9 protein-coding genes and 1 pseudogene are annotated in these 20,785 nt (G+C 33.0%); 2 read left to right on the top strand and 8 right to left on the bottom strand.

The genetic code is table 11. The features are described 5' to 3' along the window. The first annotated feature begins 115 nt into the window (after positions 1-115). Complete coding sequence (locus MHM83_RS14795; protein WP_159432126.1) at positions 116-292, top strand: hypothetical protein; 177 nt, start codon at positions 116-118, stop codon at positions 290-292. Between the two features lie 60 nt (positions 293-352). Here the strand turns inward: MHM83_RS14795 and MHM83_RS14790 are convergent, their stop codons facing one another. The 5 genes from MHM83_RS14790 to MHM83_RS14770 all read right to left on the bottom strand — a co-directional run bounded on the left by MHM83_RS14790 (position 353) and on the right by MHM83_RS14770 (position 17,023). Further along, positions 353-11,098 carry a LysM peptidoglycan-binding domain-containing protein gene (locus MHM83_RS14790; protein WP_239180589.1) on the bottom strand — a complete coding sequence of 3,582 codons (10,746 nt, stop codon included), beginning with the start codon at positions 11,096-11,098 and terminating at the stop codon, positions 353-355. Positions 11,099-11,118: 20 nt separating this feature from the next. Continuing rightward, on the bottom strand, positions 11,119-12,477 hold the full coding sequence (locus MHM83_RS14785) for an endonuclease/exonuclease/phosphatase family protein (protein ID WP_159495378.1): 1,359 nt from the start codon (positions 12,475-12,477) through the stop codon (positions 11,119-11,121). 3 nt (positions 12,478-12,480) lie between these two features. After that, complete coding sequence (locus MHM83_RS14780; RefSeq protein WP_239180587.1) at positions 12,481-16,158, bottom strand: hypothetical protein; 3,678 nt, start codon at positions 16,156-16,158, stop codon at positions 12,481-12,483. 110 nt (positions 16,159-16,268) lie between these two features. Further along, complete coding sequence (locus MHM83_RS14775) at positions 16,269-16,649, bottom strand: hypothetical protein (RefSeq protein WP_125064387.1); 381 nt, start codon at positions 16,647-16,649, stop codon at positions 16,269-16,271. 14 nt (positions 16,650-16,663) lie between these two features. Continuing rightward, on the bottom strand, positions 16,664-17,023 hold the full coding sequence (locus MHM83_RS14770; RefSeq protein ID WP_173360739.1) for a hypothetical protein: 360 nt from the start codon (positions 17,021-17,023) through the stop codon (positions 16,664-16,666). Positions 17,024-17,326: 303 nt separating this feature from the next. Between MHM83_RS14770 and MHM83_RS14765 the strand changes: the two genes are divergently transcribed. After that, positions 17,327-17,494 (top strand): hypothetical protein, encoded by a 168-nt coding sequence (locus tag MHM83_RS14765; RefSeq protein ID WP_159432127.1) that lies wholly within the window; start codon positions 17,327-17,329, stop codon positions 17,492-17,494. Positions 17,495-17,575: 81 nt separating this feature from the next. On the opposite strand, the gene MHM83_RS14760 is transcribed toward MHM83_RS14765, so the two are convergent. From MHM83_RS14760 to MHM83_RS14750, 3 genes and pseudogenes are all read right to left on the bottom strand, one after another. Further along, entirely contained in the window at positions 17,576-18,499 is a 924-nt protein-coding gene (locus MHM83_RS14760) for a PorP/SprF family type IX secretion system membrane protein (protein WP_073184919.1), read from the bottom strand. A 4-nt stretch (positions 18,500-18,503) separates the two neighbouring features. Next, positions 18,504-19,733 carry a gliding motility-associated C-terminal domain-containing protein gene (locus MHM83_RS14755; protein WP_239180585.1) on the bottom strand — a complete coding sequence of 410 codons (1,230 nt, stop codon included), beginning with the start codon at positions 19,731-19,733 and terminating at the stop codon, positions 18,504-18,506. 13 nt (positions 19,734-19,746) lie between these two features. Further along, a pseudogene (locus MHM83_RS14750) lies at positions 19,747-20,785 on the bottom strand (hypothetical protein); the annotation flags it as partial.

The raw sequence follows: 20,785 nt of genomic DNA, 5'->3' as shown, positions 1-20,785 counted from the left end.
TTTTAGCCCTTTTTTATATAAATATAAAAAAGGGAAAGCCTTACTTATTTTACGGTTTTTAAAAAGTTTAAAGAGTACTAATATCCTATTTTTAAGAAATTTAAAACAACTAATTATGTTACAACACATTTCAACCTTAGGATTGACATTAACAAAAAAAGAACAAAAACTTGTTCTAGGTGGTGCATTACCAACATGTAGAGTGTGCTTTGATTATTGTAAATCTCAAAACTTTCAGACTAAAGAAGAGTTTAGTGCTTGTTTTTATGATTGCAAACAAGAGCTTTGTTAAATTTTAAAAGCGGACTTTCGTCCGCTTTTCTTTTATCTACATCTTTTTAAAATACTTTTCTTATAAGTTTTTTATGTACTCGTAAGGTAGTACTAAATTTGATAATTGTATTAGTGGTAACTGAGCTTCGGTTACTTCAGAGAATACTGACAAGTCAAATGAAAAATAGGCTTCTATTGTTGTTGGTTTTTTATCTTCATACCATTTTTCTAGTGCTTTTGCTAACTGACATACAAAAGGTGTATCAAAAGTAATTTCTTCTGAACATCCCTCAGTCGGTATTGTATAGTCTTCTGGAATTTTAAAAGAAAAAGGTGTGTATAATAACACTGGTAATTGAACTGGTGGTAAATCACTTTTAGCTGTTTCTTGTAAATAGTAATTCCAATAACTTGTTACCTTAATTGTTTGTTGATGTAATTGATCGTACGTAAAGAATGTTTTAAAGAATGTTGCCAAATGTTCTGACAAAGACATACTGCTTCCATTCTCATCTAAGATTTTAGCTATATTAATTTTAGTATTATTACTTAACAACGGTATTAGTTTATTAGAAAATCTAATTAAAGGAGTTCTGTAAATAAACTTAGGATTTGTAGGGTTGTCTTCCACCAATCCTTCATTTCTAATTACTGCAATTCCTGCCCATGTATTTTGGAACTGTAATACATTTAGTCCGTTTACCTCAACTGTTCTATTTGGTATTTCAAAAGAACAAGGATATCCTAAATACTCCTTTACCTTGGCTTTAGGGTCTTTTACGTACCAATACGAATTTTCAATTGGTGCTCCAGATTCATCCGTTGCTTGTACTCTTGTATAATTATTTATGTTAATTAATGGAGCACTAGGAATCTCCGCCAGCTTAAATTCATTCATAAACAACTGCTTGTCTATTTCAGACATATCTTGAGGAAGCACTATACTTAATACCAAACGCTTACACTCTTCACCTCCTTGGCAATCACAAGTAGTAGTAAAATGTGGATCTTCTTTTTGTTGTATGATAAAATTATAAGCACTTGTAGTTTCTGTATCCCCCACTTGAGAAGCTTTATAAAGCATTGCTTTTTTATTATGTTCATCCCAAGCTAATGATAAATTATTAGTTAACTGCACCATAGCTTGCATTGCATAAAATGCTTTGTCAAGATTTGGATCAGTCTCATCAGATGTAGGAGATATTAGGGTTAAATATTTAGTCATATCATTTAATACTGATGACCATACATTTACCATTTGAGCCATATCGTTGAATAAATTTCGTGTACTACTACGTTTAGCTTGTAGGTTATTATACTGACTATCAAAAGTATTAAACCTAACATCAGAATAAATTTGGTCTTGTGCTGCTTGATCTTCAGAATAAGTGTACGTGAAATTCCATTCTGAAGCTTTCTCTAGAACTTCTTTCGTTGTATCACCTACTACTGACACTGCTTTACCTTCTTGAGTTGTTAACGTTGGTGGTTTTGGATAATTACGAAGAACTATAGGAATATCTACAGTACCTAAAGACTGCTGTAATGGAGATTTATCAAAATCAGGTTCTACTGTTTCAGCTAAATTAACAGGCACTATAAATGTTAACCATTTTGATGCTTGATATCCTTTTACATCTGGCACATCTGTAATATCAAATTCAACATGAGTAATTTGATAATCCATTCCTAGAGGCACTGTCGTAAACTCTTTTGTGTTTTTAGTAGAAAAGATAAAAGATATATCAGATGTTTTTTCTCCATCTTCGTAATCTAACTGTATTTTGGCATTAGAAATTGAATACAGTTTACTATCTCCTTCTGTATTATTAATAATACTTGGTGTACCGTACAAACGAGGAGCTATCTGATTTTGACCTTCTCTTGCTATTCCTGATTCGGCAGTAACTTCCATTTGTACCACTGCATTAACAGAATAAGTATTTCCTAACTGAATAAGTAGTTGTTGTTTAAACTTTTCTTGAGCATTTAATTTTCTTGTTTCATTTACTTCTGGTGCTGTAAGAATTGGCTCTACCTTAGTTGAAATAGTTTCTGCCAGTAATGATTTAGCTTTGGTTATGGCTTCAAGGTAAGATGTAGCATCACTATTTAAAGATTTTAAAAACTCTTTTTCTTCTTCAGATTTTAATTCGTCTACCAAAAATGCTGGCACTGCATATTCTGAACTTAAGAAAAGGTCAATTGCATCTAAACATTGTTTTCCCCAAATATCCATATCTACATCCGTAAAGTTCTTTACTGTACCTTTTTCACAATCTAGCCCTTTACCTGTTACATAAGAACATATTGGAACATCCTTTTTAGATACTAAGCTAGTGGAAATTGGTAAAGGCGCATAAAAAGATGCATTTAATAAACTATAAGTATAGATCTGTATCTTATATGTGGTAAACTCTTCTTGGGTAAGAACTCCTTGTAACGCTTCATCAAAACTAGCTTTACTCATATATATAGTTCCTACTAACGGAGTAATCTTATCTACTACAGAACTAGGAACTCCTAGATTTGATAGTTTAGAAATTGAATCGTTTGTAAGTTCATAAGAACCTGCTGGCTCAACATTCCAATAAATACCATTGCCTGGTTTTAGTCCCATTCTTACAATGTAAATAGCTTCATTTTTCTGACTTCCAACCAACTCTTTATCTATACCTGTAGCTATTTTAAGTACGTATTCATTTTCTTGATAGAATGTTTTTTCAAAATTGACCGCAAATTTTGTTAATGAATGATTTTGAACTTTCTCACCTGTACTATTTTCTTGTTCAAGATTAGGAACATAAGTATTTGGCTGAACAACTGTATTGGTTGAAGTAACCGATGAACTATCTTTAAAATCGTTGTTAACAAAAGAAAGATCTCTTTCCATACGTAATGCTACTGTTAACTCAAAAATAGAAGCTGTTTCCAAGTTTTCTATTGCAACTGGTTGTTTTATTGAACTCATTGTTGGAGCTGTAGGAACCGATTGACAGTAAGCAATAGCATATAAATAAGCGTAAATTTCTTTTACAAAATTATTGATTGGTGCTAAGTCTACATCAGTTTCAATTCCTGGTAGCAATGAAGTGCTTAATGAAAGTGTAACCGTATTTTGATCTTCTACATAAGGATTAAATTGATTAATTTGATAGTATATGTTGGTATATACAGCTAAATCGTGTAATGCATTTTTTTGATACTCTGGTGCATCTGGATTATTAGGGTCAGATACGCAAGGTTTACCATCTGTATTTAGGTATCGTGTAACATCAAAAGAGAAATTTAATAACAATTCTCGGTCTGTATCATTTTCTAAGGTTACATCATAAGTGATAAACAAACTTGGCCATTGCGAGAACCCTTTTAATTCATCAAGGTATCCCACTTGCACTGGTGGATTATTAAGAGGTGATTTTGTATTCAACTCTGGATTACTAAACGGTGTTACCGTTTCATTACCGTAATAATCAACCCAATCAAAATGTATTTGTAATGTGTTACCTATACCTCTATATGGATTGTCTTCTTTTTGAGGGAATCCTACCGGGTAAGAATTATTAGGGTTATCAACCGCATACTGTGCTATAGGAATTACTTGATTATAAGTCCAAAGTGAATTAGTATTCTCCTCGTTTTGATCTTTATCATTCGATGGACCTGAAGGTAAGCCTACAATACTTTTGTTAAAATATCTGTTAGCAACTACTTGGTAGCTTAATAAATTGTATAAGTTATTCAAATAGGTTTCTGCATATCCAGCATCACTTGGATTATCTGGAGGAGTTCCCGGATTTGTTCTACTTAACTCAAAACCTGCTGTACCTTGTTGTATTGATGATACTTTATGAACTACCTGATCAACTATAGCAAATGTTGTATTGACATTAAAAACAGCTGCATCTTTAATTATAAAAGATAATGTATCAACATCAATAAAATAATAATTAGCAATGCTCTGCATCGTATTACCTGGTGTACCTTCTCCTGTTGTTATTTTATAAGTAACTGTAGGTATTTCTACCAATTGCCACACAGGTAAACTATCCCAATTGTCAATACTTGGATTAAGGCTCTTAACATCATCTGGATTTACATTAAAATATTCTGCTATGGCTGTTAAGTTATTAGACGGTGTATCTGATGAAAGACCAACCTCATATTGCAATCCGTCCAATACAATTGGTTTTGCTGAGGTATTAAGTTTCACATCTGTTTCATTAAGGTTAGCGAGCTCGCTAATTAATATATTGTATTGATATGAAATGCTTTGTAGCGTTTCATTTGCTGAAGTCGTTGTATAGCTTAAATCTTTTTGGGCTTTAGATTCTGCATAAACGATAGAAGACGATGTATCAATTTTGTCTCCCGTTATAGCACAGTTCATAAAATCTTTAAGAATATTATTATATGAATTGCTATAAGTAACCAATAATGATATTGTTCCATTTCCTGAACTATCAAAAATAGTATCAGGGAAACCAGTATTTCCTTCAATTTCGTTGTATAATAAATAGTATCCTCCAGATCTTGTAATACTACACTCCCATAACAGTTTTACAAAATCGTATAATGAATTTAAAACTCCATTAGGCTTTTCAGCTTCTTCTATTTCAAGACTTTTTTGTAATGATTTTAATTGTACTGGATTTGTTTCTGTTGATAAATTAGATTGAACTATAAATGTTTTCATATTTAGATTTCCAACAGAAAGTAATCCATCACTTCCTTCATACAACCACTGTATATCCTCAATTACTCCTTGATTATTAGAAGAAGAATTAGGGTCTAAAACTCTTAATAATCTTTCTAAAACCTGTGTTCCTGATTCATTCGCTCCTATTAACTCATAAGTAAATGCACTTGTACCCGGAGCAGTATCGTCAGCCTGCTTTTTAATGTCTATTTCTAAAAGTGTAGACCATCCATAATACTCAGAGTTTTTATAATCCATTGCTCCAGTTGTGGCATTATACGTTCCTATTTGAATATCCATAGCTGAGCCAGCTCTTTTAGGTATGGCTATCTGTTGTAAAAGACCTGATGGAAAATTCCAAATTAGTGGAGATATTTCAGTTTGTCCTCCTAAACTACCATAAGGAAGGTTTACCTCTCCTGAGGTACTCCATTGCGTAACTGTTTGAAATGTATATTGAACAGGAATTAAACTATAAGGCTTCATAGCTGCCAGGTTTAAAATATCTGGCTCAATACCTGTTTGTTGAGCATAAGTAACCACAGTAGCTATTTGTGATATGTCTTCTGGGGTTAACTGTATTGGTAGTGTCGCTTTTTTAGGATCTCCTGAAGGAACTTCTCCGTTAAATTGCAACCAATTTAATGTAGTGTTGATTAAATTAATCGTAAACCCTTCTTTAACGTCACTTGGTATTTCAAATTGTTGTCCTGTTAATCTATATAATGCACAATCATCACCTGTACATGGAGAGTTTGCATTGAGTGTTAAACCTGGTAAGGTAGTTGGCAACCTCATTCCATGAAGTTGATATCTCGACACCATACCTGATAACTGTGTATATGATTGTTTTGCTTTGAAATAATCTAATATACTTTGTACATCTAAGCATCTTAATTCTGGTATGTTTGCTGTACTGTAATTATCAGAATCATAAAATAAATTATTGATTTGTTGGTTATGATAACTTGTTCCTAAAACCTCAGAGGTTGTGTTATACTTTTGAGCTATTTTACCTAAGGTTTCTGCATCATCTGGATTACTAAAAGTAGCAGTTGTATGAACGAAAGGTTGAATTAATAATACCCCTAATGGTTGTACTTGCAATGATTGAACTTCTGCATCATCAGCAAGATTATTTACTGTTACTGTATTATCAGGAGTACTTAGTTTTTTTGCTATACCTGTTAAAGTATCTCCAGGTACAATTTCATAAGTAATATTATCATAAACAAATGAATTACCTGATATAAATAGTCCTGGAACAGATTGGTTTTGTAGTAATAAGTCTGAAACTGAAATATTATTAAATATAGTACTAGCTATATTAGTAAAGGTATCTTCACTTTTTGCTGTATAATTTGCAGCAGCAATAATCAAGTTTGCTTCCGTAGTTAAAAGTGTATTTTTCTGAAAGCTTGAATCATTCGCTAAATCTGCTACGGTAGTTTGCAATCCTGTAGCTACCTCGTTAATAGTATCAGTTGCTTTTACCGTATAAGTCTTGGCATCATACATAATTTCTTGAACCTGTAATAATCCTGGGATAGCTGCATTTTGTGTAATCAGTAATGCTGTTTCTAGGGCGTATTTAGCTCCGATAGAAACAAAATTGTCACCATCAAGAATAGTGTACATTACTCCAGTAATTTGAATATCAATTCCACCATGTAAAGGATGAGATTGATTGGCCTTAGAAAGGTTACTTACCTCAACAGCATTGGTTGTTCCATCAGAAGTGCTTATACTATTAGCCCAGTTTGCCATGGCATTTAGACTGTTACCTTTAGATAATGGATATGTGTAATTTTTTAATGCATCTTCTGCGTACCCTATAAGTTGTTTTCCTATAAGTACAAAGTAGTCTTCAAATACAAATGTTGATAAAGAATGTTCTACTGAGGTGCTTTTTTTCAGGGCTGCGTTCGTGTTTTCTTCAGATACTTTTACAGCTAATTCATTAAACCACTTTTTAACTTCAGATAAATACGCATCTGTTGCCATATTATATGTGCTAAAATCAACATCAACTCCTGCATCTGGAACAGATAATTCTAAATCGAAAAACATTGGGAATACGGCTGCTGTTTCAGGTTTTGAACTTTCTGTAACGTTTTGAATGTTCACTGCTTCAAATGTATCTTCAAGGAATGATAATAGTTTATTTGTAGGAATTGGTAATGGCGTATCTTCATTTGACAACAGAGCTAGTAATAACTGTAAATCGGCCGCAGAAACTGCTAATTCGTCTGCCGTAGCTCTCGTACTTTCTGTAGCTGTTTCATCTGCATAGTTTTGTATTAACCATCTAAAAAAGTCTTGACTTAAATATTCAAACGATGAAGTAACTGTACTATCTGGGTTTTCTGCATCAGGAGCATCAATCCAAAGTGAAGTGACATACTGAGCTGTTTGACTCTTTAAATCCCCATTTTCTGATCCAGCAACAGTTAAATGTGGAATAAAATAGATATTTAGTGTAGGTGACTTCTCTTCTGTACTTACCATTAATTTAGAGCTGTAATGCATGTCTTTGATCGGTAACTCCGATAATTGGCTTGATTTTGCTGCATATACCAAAGCTCTGTCATCAACAGAATCTGAAAGTTGTCTGTTCCATGGAGCCATACTTGTTTGATCTGTACCAATGGTAAGATCTGTTCGTATTTCTGCCTTGAAGCTAAAGTTAATTTTAATAGAGAATAATCCTAAATTTATTTTTGCTGAAACTTGTACATCTACTGAAGCTACAATAGCCAGAGGCATTTTGTTATAAGCTTCTAAAGTTGCTTGTGCATATACTTTTACTGTTATATTTACAGATGCCGAAATAATTCCAAAATCTAAAGAACCATATAATTTACCAATTAACCCAAGAGTTCCTTGTAACCAATAGTAATAAGAAGTTTCGACTTCTGTCTTATTATTCTCTTGAAGAGTTCCTTGATATGGATGATATGTAGCAATTACCCCTTCTAAAATACCAAAAATTGTAATGCTAAATCCAGCTTTTAATACTCCGTAATTAATACTATAACCAACACCTACCTGTAAACCTATTCCAAAAACAATTACTGGATTAAAATTACCATAATTAGTTTGTGGTACTTTTTTGGTAGTAGCACTGCTCAGTTTTCCGAAGTAAAAACCTCCTGATCCCATTGCTGGAATTCCTGGTGGTACAATAGCCTGTAAGGTAAAAGATCTTGAAAAGTCAAGTTTATACGGAAATCCTATATCTACCATAAAATCACCATTGGTATAAATGGCTAATGCAATAGAAGGAAGTGTAATATTAACTGCTCCGAACTGCAAATATCTCAAGGCGTCTGGTAGTGTAAGTGCTATTTGGTATACTCCTACTCCATCTGAGATTTTTTTATACATAATCTCAAAATCTAAGCCTGCAAAAATTTTAGCTTTATCACCTGCCATGGCAATTCGTAAACCATATAAGTTAGGGTCATTGAATACGGCTTGCATTTCTAATGTCCAAACTGGTTTTTCTTTGGTACCAACATTAAGGATTCCAAAATCGGTACCTATTAACCAATTGGAGTTTTCATTAAATGAAAGTAACGAATTTCCTGAACCAGGACCAATAGGTACTTTGCCTTTTTCTGGAGTTTCAAATGCTTTTTCCATAGCATCTGTAACTTCTTTTATTGATTGGTATTGAGCTGCATTATTTAGCTCAACATGTTGCCCCATAGCTAATAAACGTAGCTCAAAATATTGCGTTCCTTGTCCAGGAACCTCTGGCATATTTTTTACATCTTGTCCTTTTTCTTTATTAAAGACATTACTGTCGTTAACAGCTGGTACTACTGAACTACCATCAAATGCTATTTGAACACCTTGTGCATTTTTTGTTAGCTTAATACCATTGATTGTTATGAATATTAAATCAAGACTTTTTGGTAATTTATAATCTACTACTACCTCCTTAGTATCTAAATTATAAGTAACCTTAAATCCATCTAAACTTATTTTATTGAGAATATCCCAAGGAGCATCTAATTCAAAGTTAGGATCGAATAGCATTTTCATAAATGAGGTAAGTAACGATCCTACACTCCAATTTTTAATCTCAAAAATGATCGTTCTACTTTCTCCTGCAACATTATATTTCGCTATAAATCCTTCCCATTCAATCATTAATAATTGGTCATCACCATCAAAATTATAACCAATTTTAACTTCAGCATTAAAGTATTCAAGTAAAACACTTCCCATTACACCGCCAGAATATTGCTTTCCTGCTGCTTTGGTTTCATCATATTTTAAGGCTAACGCCGCTGCAATATCAATTTTCTGATTAATAATAGGGAAAGTAAACTTCCACTCCACACTCGTTTTAACTTCATAAGAGCCTTTTTCTGCTCCATTTGGAATATCTGCGGTTAAATCAAAACTAGTAATTGACAAATCTGCTGGTAAAAAACTAGTAGGCAACTCAAAGCCCACTTTTTTAAACAAACCGTCCATCAATTGTCCTAAGTTTAACTTGTCACCTGCAGGCATGTTTATACTTAAATCCCACCCTCCATCTTCTGTTGAAGAATTATAATTTACTGCTGATTGTAATCTTAAATCTCCTATAGAGAAAAGACCACTAATAGCAGCTGTATATACATTTGAACCTGTTCCTGTTACTGGAGAAGTAGAGGTAAGTTGTAATGCTGCATCAGTTAATGATATATTGGTAATAAGGTTCATTTCAATATCTCCTGATGCAAAAAATGCATAGTATTTACTATTGATATCCATATCAATACCAAACCCTGTAAATACTACACTTACCAAACTTTCTGGTATTTTTATAAAACCGCCTGTTATGGCTGCTAATAAATCATTAATTGAAACGGTTCCATCAAAAGCTGCTGATAAAGTAAGATCAGAAGTAATTTCTACATCAAAACCTCCTTTGAATATGGTTGGAAAAAAATTTACTCTTGATGTGAAAAAAATACTCTGAGCATTGATTGTTCCTGGTCCTAATATCCACCAATTTACATCAAACTCTTCAACCGAAAAATTATCAAAGAGGTTCCATGTACCAACTGACCCCACTTGTGCTGAAACACTATTTATTTGTACCCCATTAGTAAAGTTTAAGGAAGTTGTAAACCCTTTGAATGCAATACTATTTAAATACTGTTGCAATGTTGGAGGAATATTACTAAACCAATTATTACCAGCCATTAATGAGAACATATTTAATGGCGTAAGTGGTTTTTGAGGATCTGACGATATTGCAATATCAAAAGCTGATGATTTTGGAGCAACTGAAGTAGTGAAATCCATTTGAATATCTGTCCCAAGATGCAACTGTAATTGAAAAAATAAAGAAGGTGTTTGACTTATTTCTGTTGTTGATTCTGAATCTTCTTCTAAAACATCCTCTACAGATTCTATCTTGAAACCTACAGCAGGGTTACTTACTTCTAAAAACAAAAGAGATACAGGAGTAGCATTTATAGGTACAATAAGATTCATATCTGGATATAAATACTCCTTATTATCTACTTTTGATGGATCTAACATCCCTGTTAAAGGAAGTTTTGTACTTACCGACCATGATGTTAAAAAATCAACAACATCAGCTAACCAATCTGTAAGAGTTATCATAGCAGAGAAATTCTGCCCTTCAACTAAAGGGATGTCTGAATTTTGCCATTTAAAATTATCCTTTTGTTCTGTACTAAACATAAAAGATGGTGAAGTATAAGGTAACCCATCAAAAACACCTCCTGTCATATATTCCCAACTAGTCTTAAAAGTCCAATCACTTAATGCGATTTGTATAGTAAACTGAGCTTCTCCTTTCTCATCAACAACAACCTTTAAAATAACATCTGTATTAGTTTTTTCTACATTTAAAATGTTTGCTTTAGCATTACTTATGGTCAATGTATTCCCTGCTGGATCTGGAATAGATGTTTCTGACGTATCTATCAATAAAAAAGTTCCTTCAGCTAACTGATATCCTTTAGACAATAACTCATCTAAGTTTTCTGGAGGTGTTAATTGAGAAGCAGAAAAAGTAGCAGCATTAATAGTGATATTTCCATTATTAGCAGCTGCCTGATCTCTAAAAGTGGTTGTTAAATTATAAAGACTCATAATACGAGGTGTATATATTGTTATATATCTATAATTAAAGGAAGATGATCGCTGGTACTTCTTATATGACCATAATTTGACCATCCTTTAAACTGGCTAAGGCCTCCAATAGTTCCAGGTGCTATCCCTCCATTTCCTCCCGGACCATTAGGAGGAAGAGGTAACGCTACAGGTAATCCAGCATTTGGTGCTCCAATTGGTATTTGACTCATATTTGTAGCATATACATAATGACCTGCAGGAGCTCCTCCAGGAGTTGGCATCACCCTATTATAAGGGCTTCCAGTAACCCTATTAATTATGGTTATGTTTGCTGCGGGTCCCCCTGCTGCAGCTCCATATCGAGTTAAAATATTGTCAATACTATCATAGCCTTGAAAATTAGGATTACTTCCAACGTATTCATATCCAGGATATCCATTCGTAAACCAAGGTTTTGCTTTATTACTAGTTTTTATATGTGTAAAAACATACCCTTTATCTGGCCATCCGTTATTAGCTGTTGGATTTATGGCTCTAGTATATCCTGCACCTGCAGGTAAAAAACTAATGAGGTTATTATAGGCTATAGGCTCAAAGTAAGCATTGAAAATATTAACATTAAAATCTCCTACAATAATTCCTACTTCGTCTGCATTTAGATCATTTGTTATTTCTCTTACGTTGGAAAGCTGATTTGTACCATTTGCTGCTGCTACATTATTAGGAGGTGCATGATATGACAATAATTTTATAGTTCTATTATTAGCTGCCTCCCAAAATGTTGTTAAATATGGTGGTCGATTTCCAACTCCAGGAAATTGTAATCTATTCGGAGGCATTGCATTATCTGTAAAAAGCCATTGCCCTGCTAACCTATTAGAATTTATTCCTGCATTGATATTACCTCCAGGAACAGCTACTGCAGGTAAACAATTGTTCCAAGGAGCTGCGTAGGTCGCTAGATTTGGCGCTCCAATATTAGCTATAGAATCTGACGAATTTCCTCCACCTTGCCAACCCCACGGACCACTAAAATTAAGATTAGCACTGTTATAGTAGACAGATATTCCTTCTGAAACACCTCCTACACCAAGAATCAGAGGAGGCACTAGCATCCAGTTTACCCCAAGTGCAGCTCTAATTCTATTTAATAAATCCAAAGCTCCTTGGCTACCTCCTGCTGTCACAAGAGTTCCTTCAGCTCCTCCTCCAGTAGAAGTCTCTACTATTACCAGAATATCTGGAGGATGGGCGACAATAGTATCCATAATATATTGTCTTCTATTTACAGATGCTGCTTGACCTGACAAAGAGCTTCCACGTTGCCTTTTTCTACTTGGGTTATTTATTTTATTAATACCAAACTGCTGTATATTCCAATAGAGTACTCTTGCCATAGCTTAAGGTTTTGTTTTGTTATATGCTGCATACCATCCTAAACTTTTGGCAGTAGCTCCTGGGTTTGGGTTACCAAAAAGTAAAAAATTGGTACTTCCTCCTGGTGGTAGTTTGAGAATTCCTAAAAACTTCAATGCTATTTTACTCAATGTCATTAAATATGATTGTTGAGCTTCTACATATTCTAATTTTAAAGTATCAATAGATAATTTTAAAACTCCTTGTAGACTAAGAAGTTTAGCATTACTGCTGGTTCCTGGGAGTTTTATTCCTACAAATGCGTTATAGGAAGTATCGGTCGCTTTATTCCCTGGGCTCCATGCAATCAGTAAACTAGCATTAAAATCTAATGACGCCGCTAATTCACCGGGAGTTCCCATATTTAAGGTCATTTCTAGTCCATACCAATTTTCTGAAAGCCCAGTAGTATTGATTCCTGGCAAACTTAAATTAAGATATCCTAAACTAGAAGGTTTGGTATCCTTATCTCCACTAACAAGGTTATTGATTTGTAGTGCAAAGTTAGGGTATAAACTTAGCTGCCTAGTCGTACTAAGATCTGAGTTAAATACTATTTTTGAAGCATCAAAAGCGTAATCTACTACTGTTGGTGTACTGATATCAAAAGCCATATCAATATATAAGTTGCTATAACTTAAACCATCTATAATATCTGTATCTGTACCATTACCAAAAGAAAAAGCGTCCATGATAATTGTTTTTTCTTTAGTTTCATTTGTTGCAGGTATGGTTGTTTGCATTACTGCATAGTTTAAATACCCCCACATAGCAAAACTAGATTCTATATAAGTTGCTTTTGGATCGGTTGTTAATGTATTAAACTGAATTTTGGTAATTTCTACATTTTTAAGAAGGTTGCTATCAAAATAAAATAAGTTATCATCCATATTTTCAAACACATACACTGGTGTACCATCATGATCTTGATAAGTTCCATCAAGCACTACTGTATTTAGAGTTTTAGAACCGTATTTATTATTCGTTCCTATAACGGTATCAGAAAATAAATTGTTCATCGTTAATTGCACCTTGCTTTGGAAGAACTTGATTGCTGTATTTTCAAAAAGCACCTGTAATTGAAGTACCTTAAAATCATAAGTAGCTCCCGCTAAAGGAGGTACAGGCTTATTAGTATTTAACCCTTGTAATAATTGTTGCTGATAAGCTGTGTCTAGATAATTAATGAGTCCGAATAGAGAACTCTTTTTTTGCATTTGAATTTCACCGTCAGCATTTACTTTATTGACTTCTATTCCAAAATGATGTGCATTAAATCTAGTCAAATCAATACCAGAGATCAATCCTTTTAATTGTTGAGGAAACTCTTGTAAATCAATATCGGCTTTGAGTACCAATATTCCGTTCCAATCTTTATTGTTTATAATATTATGGAACTTTTCATACAGAATTGCCTGATTACTTTCTGGGTGTTCTAAACCATATTGATAAGCTTTTTCAGCATCTTCTATATAACTCTGTATCCATGATGAAATAGCTATTAACTGTTGATAAGCATTGGCTGGATCTTCAACTCCTTCTGTATTGAAAGTATTGGGTTGAGTCCAAGTTTTTGGATCTTTAACTCTATCTAATAAAGTTCCTTTGCAAAATTTAAAAATAACTACATTATTATAATCAGCATAAGTATTTGTTGTTCCTACATTAATATCAAACGGCCAATCTTCAATTGACATTTTGTTATTAAATATAGCCTCTGATGTAGTCTGCCCCCCTTGTTCTCCACTTTTAGAAAATAATGCTCCCAAATGATTGTTTTGAGTCGCTACTAAAAACTGCTGATTGGTTAAAAAAGCACTCTGTAATGTAGTGGATAGATTTACAAAGCTCATCTGGTACTGGGCTGGGTCAGTTGGTGTCTGGTTTTCAGGATACAAATATTCAGGTGTAGCCCCCTGATGAATATCATTTTGCCCTAAGTTGAGTAAACTCCAAGCTCCATTATTATTTACATTTGCTATTAATCCTTGCGGAGTTGTAGAACTTGTATAACTACCATCTACGTTACTCAAAAGTCTTTTTCTTTTGCTTACACTTTTTGATGCTCTTTGCGTAGTTAATTGTGCTGCAATAAGTGTTTTTCTTTCTTTACTAAGTACTTCAGATTCAAAACTAGTTAAATTATCGTTTCCTGGTTTTTGAGAATCTGCTTCTACTGCCAAGTATGGAACAATAGGAACATAAAAATTTTGTTGAGGCATATCTACACTAGGTTCATAAAAGCCTAGTAAATTAGATTTACCCGTAATAACTTGGCTTACTCCATGATCTTTAGCAAATAAAGAAGCGCCTTCAGGCTGAGAAACATATTGTATATTCTCAGCTACATCAGATATAATATTACACCATCCTGTTAAATATTTATTTTCTAAAGTTGGACTATTGGTTCTTGGGTTTACCAGTGAAAGTTCTTGTGCAGGAAAATTTGGAGCGTAAGCTGGTTGTTTACTTTTAAAACGTAATACATCTCCAACAGGAGTTCCATCTTTAATGGAATAAGGTGTAAAAGAGATCGTTTCTGTTCCTGACAACCCTGGTAGAAAGTCAAATTGTCCATTTTCATCTACTTGATCTGATTCTGGGTCTAGAAAAAAATCACCTTCAGGTTGTAAGTAAAACCGTTCTGTTTCATTAATATCTCTAGGAGAAATAAGTAATAAGGAACTATTAGGTAATGGAGTTAAATTGTTAGACGGATTCGTGTTTTCAATTAAACTGACTTTTGGCCATAAAGTAATAGAGTGCCCCGTATTTATTGAAAAAAAGCTAGGTAAATAGCAAGGTGTCGATTTTCCTGAAGTACTATTAAAAATGCTTCCTGTAAACGCAAAATAGGTATTTAACCCTTTTTTATTTCCTATATCTAAAGGATCAATAGCCGCTTGAGTCATCGCATACTCTGCATCAGATTGAGGTTTAAAAATAGGATAACTATATTTTTCAATACTCTTGTCTGTTGGTTCTGTATGGTAATAACAAGTTTCTGAATAAAAGGCCTTAAAATCACTTTCTAAATTAAATCCTAGTGGAAAACTAAATGCACCACAATTATATTGAGTAAATGCTATAGCTATGTCTTTATTAAGCAACGTATCACTTCCAAATTCTTTACTGTTAAAAGATATATTGGGACTGTTTAAATCGTAACTTAATTTTATTTGTGTAGCTGCACCTTCTGGAATGAAAGATACTTCTGTATTATTTCTAATCGATAATGTTGCAAAACCATTTCCCATGGTGTAATTAAAAGTTTGGCTAACCTTAATTACATTCTGAGAATTTACATAATAATTAATTGCAACAACATTTTCATTAGTTGGTTTTGAATTTACATCTAACAACCAAGCAGTAGTAATATTATTTGAAAAGTTTTCTCTATACTTTTGTAAATAAGTTCTTACTTCGTTTATATATTTAGTAATACCGTCATCATCAGGAGCTTTTTCAGCAAAAAGAAAATAAACAGAAAGATTTTTTGCTTTTGATAAAGTAAGTGTAGATTCTTTATAAGTTGAATCTTCTGGTAGTACTATAGCAGACCATTCATTAAGTTCTGGTGTTACGTTAATATACAATAACGGATCTCCAGAATCCACATTACTAAATAAAGTACCCTCAGTATCTTGTAGAGTTGAACCCATAGCATTAGAATAATATGTGTGTAAAATAACTTGGTAGTGCAATAAAGTATGAGTATCAAAACTGAGGAATTGAAAACACCCCTTAAAAAAGCATCGTGATACACTATAAACTAATCATCCTTAGGACATAAAATAGATACAATTACTATTACATCGTAAGGTGATAAATTGGATACAATCAGTTGACTCCCTTTAAAATCAGCGACAGCTATAAGCTGCTGTCTAATCTTTAAAATATGAATACCATTAAACGAGGTACTGTCATTAAATTTTACATTATTAGTATCTCCTGTGTTAACAACAGTAGCTTGCTGAGCTTTACTAATATTATTAATATAACAAATACATTGAGACCCGTTATTGGTATCTAATACAGCATATTCATTCTTTAAAAGCACAATTGTATCCAGTTTGGATTTTGTAATACTTTGAGAAAATGCTGCATTACTCGCTAATACAAAAAAAGCAAGGATTGTACATACTATATACAATCCTTTTTTTTTTATTAACCTTGTGTAGTTTGTGCCTGAATTTCTGCAGTTGCATCATTCTGAGCATTAGTAATATTAGAAACGGTTACTTGCGAACCTGCAAAATCTCCATTACACACCACACTATAAGATGGTGAATTTGGCGGAATATTAAATAATCCATTAGCTGGTTTCGTAGCTCCATTATCATAACAAGTAACACCTGTAGGTGCACCTGCTATTGTAAATGTTAGTGTATTAGCTCTACTAGAATTTGTAATAGTAAGAGTAGATTGTGAACCATTCGCTGTATTCCAAGTTGCGAATTGACCTGAATCTATAGCTGCTGAACCTTGTTGGTTAATTACTGGGTTTTGTGTTGCAGTAGTTGCCATAATTTAAAAGTTTAATTAGTTAGTGGTAACGAAGTTAAACTCTTATTTCTCTTTTTCATTTAAAAAAACTATGAGCGTAATAATACAAAGTATTAATGACTATAATTTTGATACAAGTGTTTTTTACCTATCCATACAAAAAACACAACACACTGAAATAAAGGTGATTAAAATAAAAAATCTTATAATAATTTAAAAACTCATTTTATTATATAAAGTATGAGAATACCTTACTTATTTTATGGTTTTTTACATAGTTTCCTTCTATTAACTTTTTATTTTTAGATTCTAAAAACTGGAAATATGATTAAAAACATTTTGAACTTAGGTTCTATCTTAAACAAAAATGAACAACAATTTATCAATGGAGGCGGTGATGATCCTGTAAAAGATTTATGCATTCCCGCCCCTAAAGAAGCTACTACTTGTCTGATGCCTATTAATGATGAGTGCTGTGGTTTATGGGCTTAAAACTAAAAGCTATAAAAACTGTTTTTGAACAGTTTTTATAGCTTTCTAAAATTAAGCTTTAGATAAAAAGTCTTCTTAAATTTAAAAAAATCTTGGTTTTTTATAAGTATCTTCTCTTAATTTAAAATCGAATAATAGTAAAAACTCGTGCGACCCTGAACTAAATTCTCCTAAGTTAGATATAGTATGATCATACGCATAACCTATTTGTAGATTTTTCTTTATTTTAAAATTAACTATTCCACTCCATGAATCATCTAACCTATGAGATACTCCAAATTCCACTTTATTATTCCACAATAGATTTAATGATAAGTCCAATGACAAAGGTGTCGAATCTGCGTACTTAACTAATGTTGATGGTTTTAACTGAAAGTTATTCTTTAAATCCACCACATACCCTGCTGTTAAAAAACTGTGCATCTTTTCGGATGCTTTGGTTATTTTTCCATTAGACCTTTCAAAATGCAATGTTTCTAGTAAATTAGGTATAGAAATTCCTACATAAAATTTTTCTTGGTAATAAAACGCTCCCACTCCAAAATTTGGATGTGTTTTATTACTGTTCTGATTAAACTTAGGGTCATTAGATTCTACTTGATTTAACGTTAACAGTCCTATTTGTTGAAAAGTTGCTCCTCCTTTTAACCCAAAAGCTAACTTGGCTTTTTCTGATGTGTTTATAGTAAAAGAAAAATCGGCATAAGCATGTGTTTCACTTACGGGACCTATTTTATCATGAAGTAAAGATAACCCCAACCCTACTTTTCTACTTACAGAACTATGTACAAATCCACTAAATGTCTTTGGAGCTCCACTAACACCTATCCATTGTGACCGTGCCAATAGCCCTAAACTTATTCCTTCTTTACTGCCTGCATAGGCAGGATTAATAACTGCCATATTATAAATATATTGAGTGTATTGAGGATCTTGCTGAGCTAAACCTTTACTACTTATGTTTATTAATAAAATGAGTAGTATTACATATGCTTTCTTTTTCATATAGCTACTTATTTAAATACAGCCAACCTTGGTAAGGCTTTGTTTTTCCGTCATTAAAATCTATTACATACCAATAAGTTGCAGCTGGCATGACTTCTGTATCTCCAGTTAATGTTAATTTACCTTGTGACTTTCCATTCCACCAAACTGGATTCAACTCATTATTATTGCTATAATTATATACTACATTTCCATACCTATTGTATATTTTCATCTTAAATTTAGGGTATTTCTCTGCTAAATCGGGGATTACAAATTCATCATTAACTCCATCACCATCTGGAGAGAAAGAATTTGAAACAGAAAAGTCTATAACAGGGTCAATAGTTCCTCTTTTCTTTTCACATGCTAATGTAAAAACACCATAACCAGAAACTTTAGCAGTTATACTTTTACTAGAAACATCTATACTAATACCTTCTCTTTCCTTTATCCACTCTTCTCCATTCCACCGTACTATTATTATTTTACTTGGGTCTGAGTAAATATCTTCTGGCGTGGTCACATCACTCCATGTTAGAGTTAATGCTACCAACTCGTTGTTTGATTTATTTTGAACTTCCCAGAACTCATTCATATCTATTAAACCAATATCTTCTTCTTTTTTATCGAAATTAATGTTTGCCTTTTCCCAATTAAAACAGACATAAAATTTTGTAGTTGGATCTGAAGGAGCAGAAATAGTTACCGTTCTTGGTATAAAAGTTTTTGACTTATAGTCTCCTACAGGAAAAGTAAAACTTTCGTTTCCTATTTTTTGTGCTTTATTATTCACATAGCTTTTATTACTTATCCCCATGTTCGTTGCTCCATTTAAATAAGTAACTATCCCATTTTCTTCAACTTTCAAAATACCGTTTTCAAAAAATGTAGTTCCTACTATTTCTATTTCTTTACCTAAATTAAAAACTAATCCCTCTAATTCATTATTGAATTCTACAAACATAAAACTAGAAGTTCCCTTACCTGAAATAGTTTGATTATCATTACCGACAAAACTTGTAAACCCAGTTATTTTGTTATTAGAAAACTTAAACTTTCCATTATTTGTAAAGTTTTTAAACAAGTACAAATCACCATCATTTGTAATTGCTCCATAATCATTTATAAGTACATCTTCATGAATACTTACCAATGTATTTTCAGAAACATAAAGAGATCCAATACTTGTTACTTGAGCTTTAACAGCCATAACAAAGCACATAATTATTGATGATATTATTTTTTCTTTCATAATTATCAACTTATTATAAAGAAGTACTATCAATTTTATACCAATAGTAATTGGTTCCATCAAAACCACATTGTATTGTTATAGAAGAGTTAATTCCTAACAAGGATATACCTAATGAACTTAATCCAGACCCTTTTATAGAGCCACCTCCTATTATATTTAAATTTAAAGCTACTGAAAGTCCTATTAATAAGCCATTACCTGCTCTGTTTACAATCACCAATTTATTTCCTAGGTTACTACTATTGGGAGTTGGTATTGTTATATCTTCACCTAACCCGAGATTTAGTAATCCTGTTTGTTCAATAATTACTGTACCATCTGAATTAGTAATAGTTGTGGTGCTGGTAGGGTTCTTAACAACTCTTATACTATTTAATCTTGCTAAGTAAGAATTAATGTTTGCGATATTTGTTTGATTTGTTGTTGCTAAAGTATTATTTCCTGCTACATTTCCTGCTAAAGAAGAAGCTCCTATATCTACAGTTCCTCCGTTTACTAAACTAATGGTATTCCCACTTAAACTTAAATCTTGCGTGTCTGAATTTACAACACTCCATGTTATTCCATCACTAGTTTTATATAATATTCCTGAAGCTGTATCCGTATAAACTTGACCAGCAACACCTGTAACTGTTCCATTAGGGTTTCCCACCCCTGATAAAGTAGTATCCTGTCCCGCAGCTCCGGTATCTCCTTTTAAAGAGAGGATAAAGTCGGCTTCAGTTCCGCTGTTTCCAGCATCCAACCAAACTTGATAGGCTGATTTTCCGTCTGCCCCATTGGTTCCATTCGTTCCCGCAGCTCCAGTGTCTCCTTTTAAAGAGAGGATAAAGTCGGTTTCAGTTCCACTGTTTCCAGCATCCAACCAAACTTGATACGCAGATTTTCCGTCTACTCCATTCGTTCCCGCAGCTCCAGTGTTTCCTTTTAATGAAGTGATAAAGTCGGCTTCGGTACCACTGTTTCCAGCATCTAACCAAACTTGATACGCAGATTTCCCGTCTACTCCATTCGTTCCCGCAGCTCCGGTATCTCCTTTTAAAGAGAGG

The organism is Tenacibaculum sp. Mcav3-52 (genome assembly GCF_022347665.1).
Lineage (GTDB): Bacteria > Bacteroidota > Bacteroidia > Flavobacteriales > Flavobacteriaceae > Polaribacter > Polaribacter mesophilus.
Note: the sequence above shows the minus strand (reverse complement) of the source record. Positions and strands in the feature narration are given on the sequence as shown.

Excerpts from the sequence above, each read along its gene's own strand:
- MHM83_RS14755 (WP_239180585.1), bottom strand. The coding sequence starts at position 19,733 with ATGAAAGAAAAAATAATATCATCAATAATTATGTGCTTTGTTATGGCT.
- MHM83_RS14785 (WP_159495378.1), bottom strand. The coding sequence starts at position 12,477 with ATGGCAAGAGTACTCTATTGGAATATACAGCAGTTTGGTATTAATAAA.
- MHM83_RS14790 (WP_239180589.1), bottom strand. The coding sequence starts at position 11,098 with ATGAGTCTTTATAATTTAACAACCACTTTTAGAGATCAGGCAGCTGCT.
- MHM83_RS14770 (WP_173360739.1), bottom strand. The coding sequence starts at position 17,023 with ATGGCAACTACTGCAACACAAAACCCAGTAATTAACCAACAAGGTTCA.
- MHM83_RS14760 (WP_073184919.1), bottom strand. The coding sequence starts at position 18,499 with ATGAAAAAGAAAGCATATGTAATACTACTCATTTTATTAATAAACATA.
- MHM83_RS14795 (WP_159432126.1), top strand. The coding sequence starts at position 116 with ATGTTACAACACATTTCAACCTTAGGATTGACATTAACAAAAAAAGAA.
- MHM83_RS14765 (WP_159432127.1), top strand. The coding sequence starts at position 17,327 with ATGATTAAAAACATTTTGAACTTAGGTTCTATCTTAAACAAAAATGAA.
- MHM83_RS14780 (WP_239180587.1), bottom strand. The coding sequence starts at position 16,158 with ATGGGTTCAACTCTACAAGATACTGAGGGTACTTTATTTAGTAATGTG.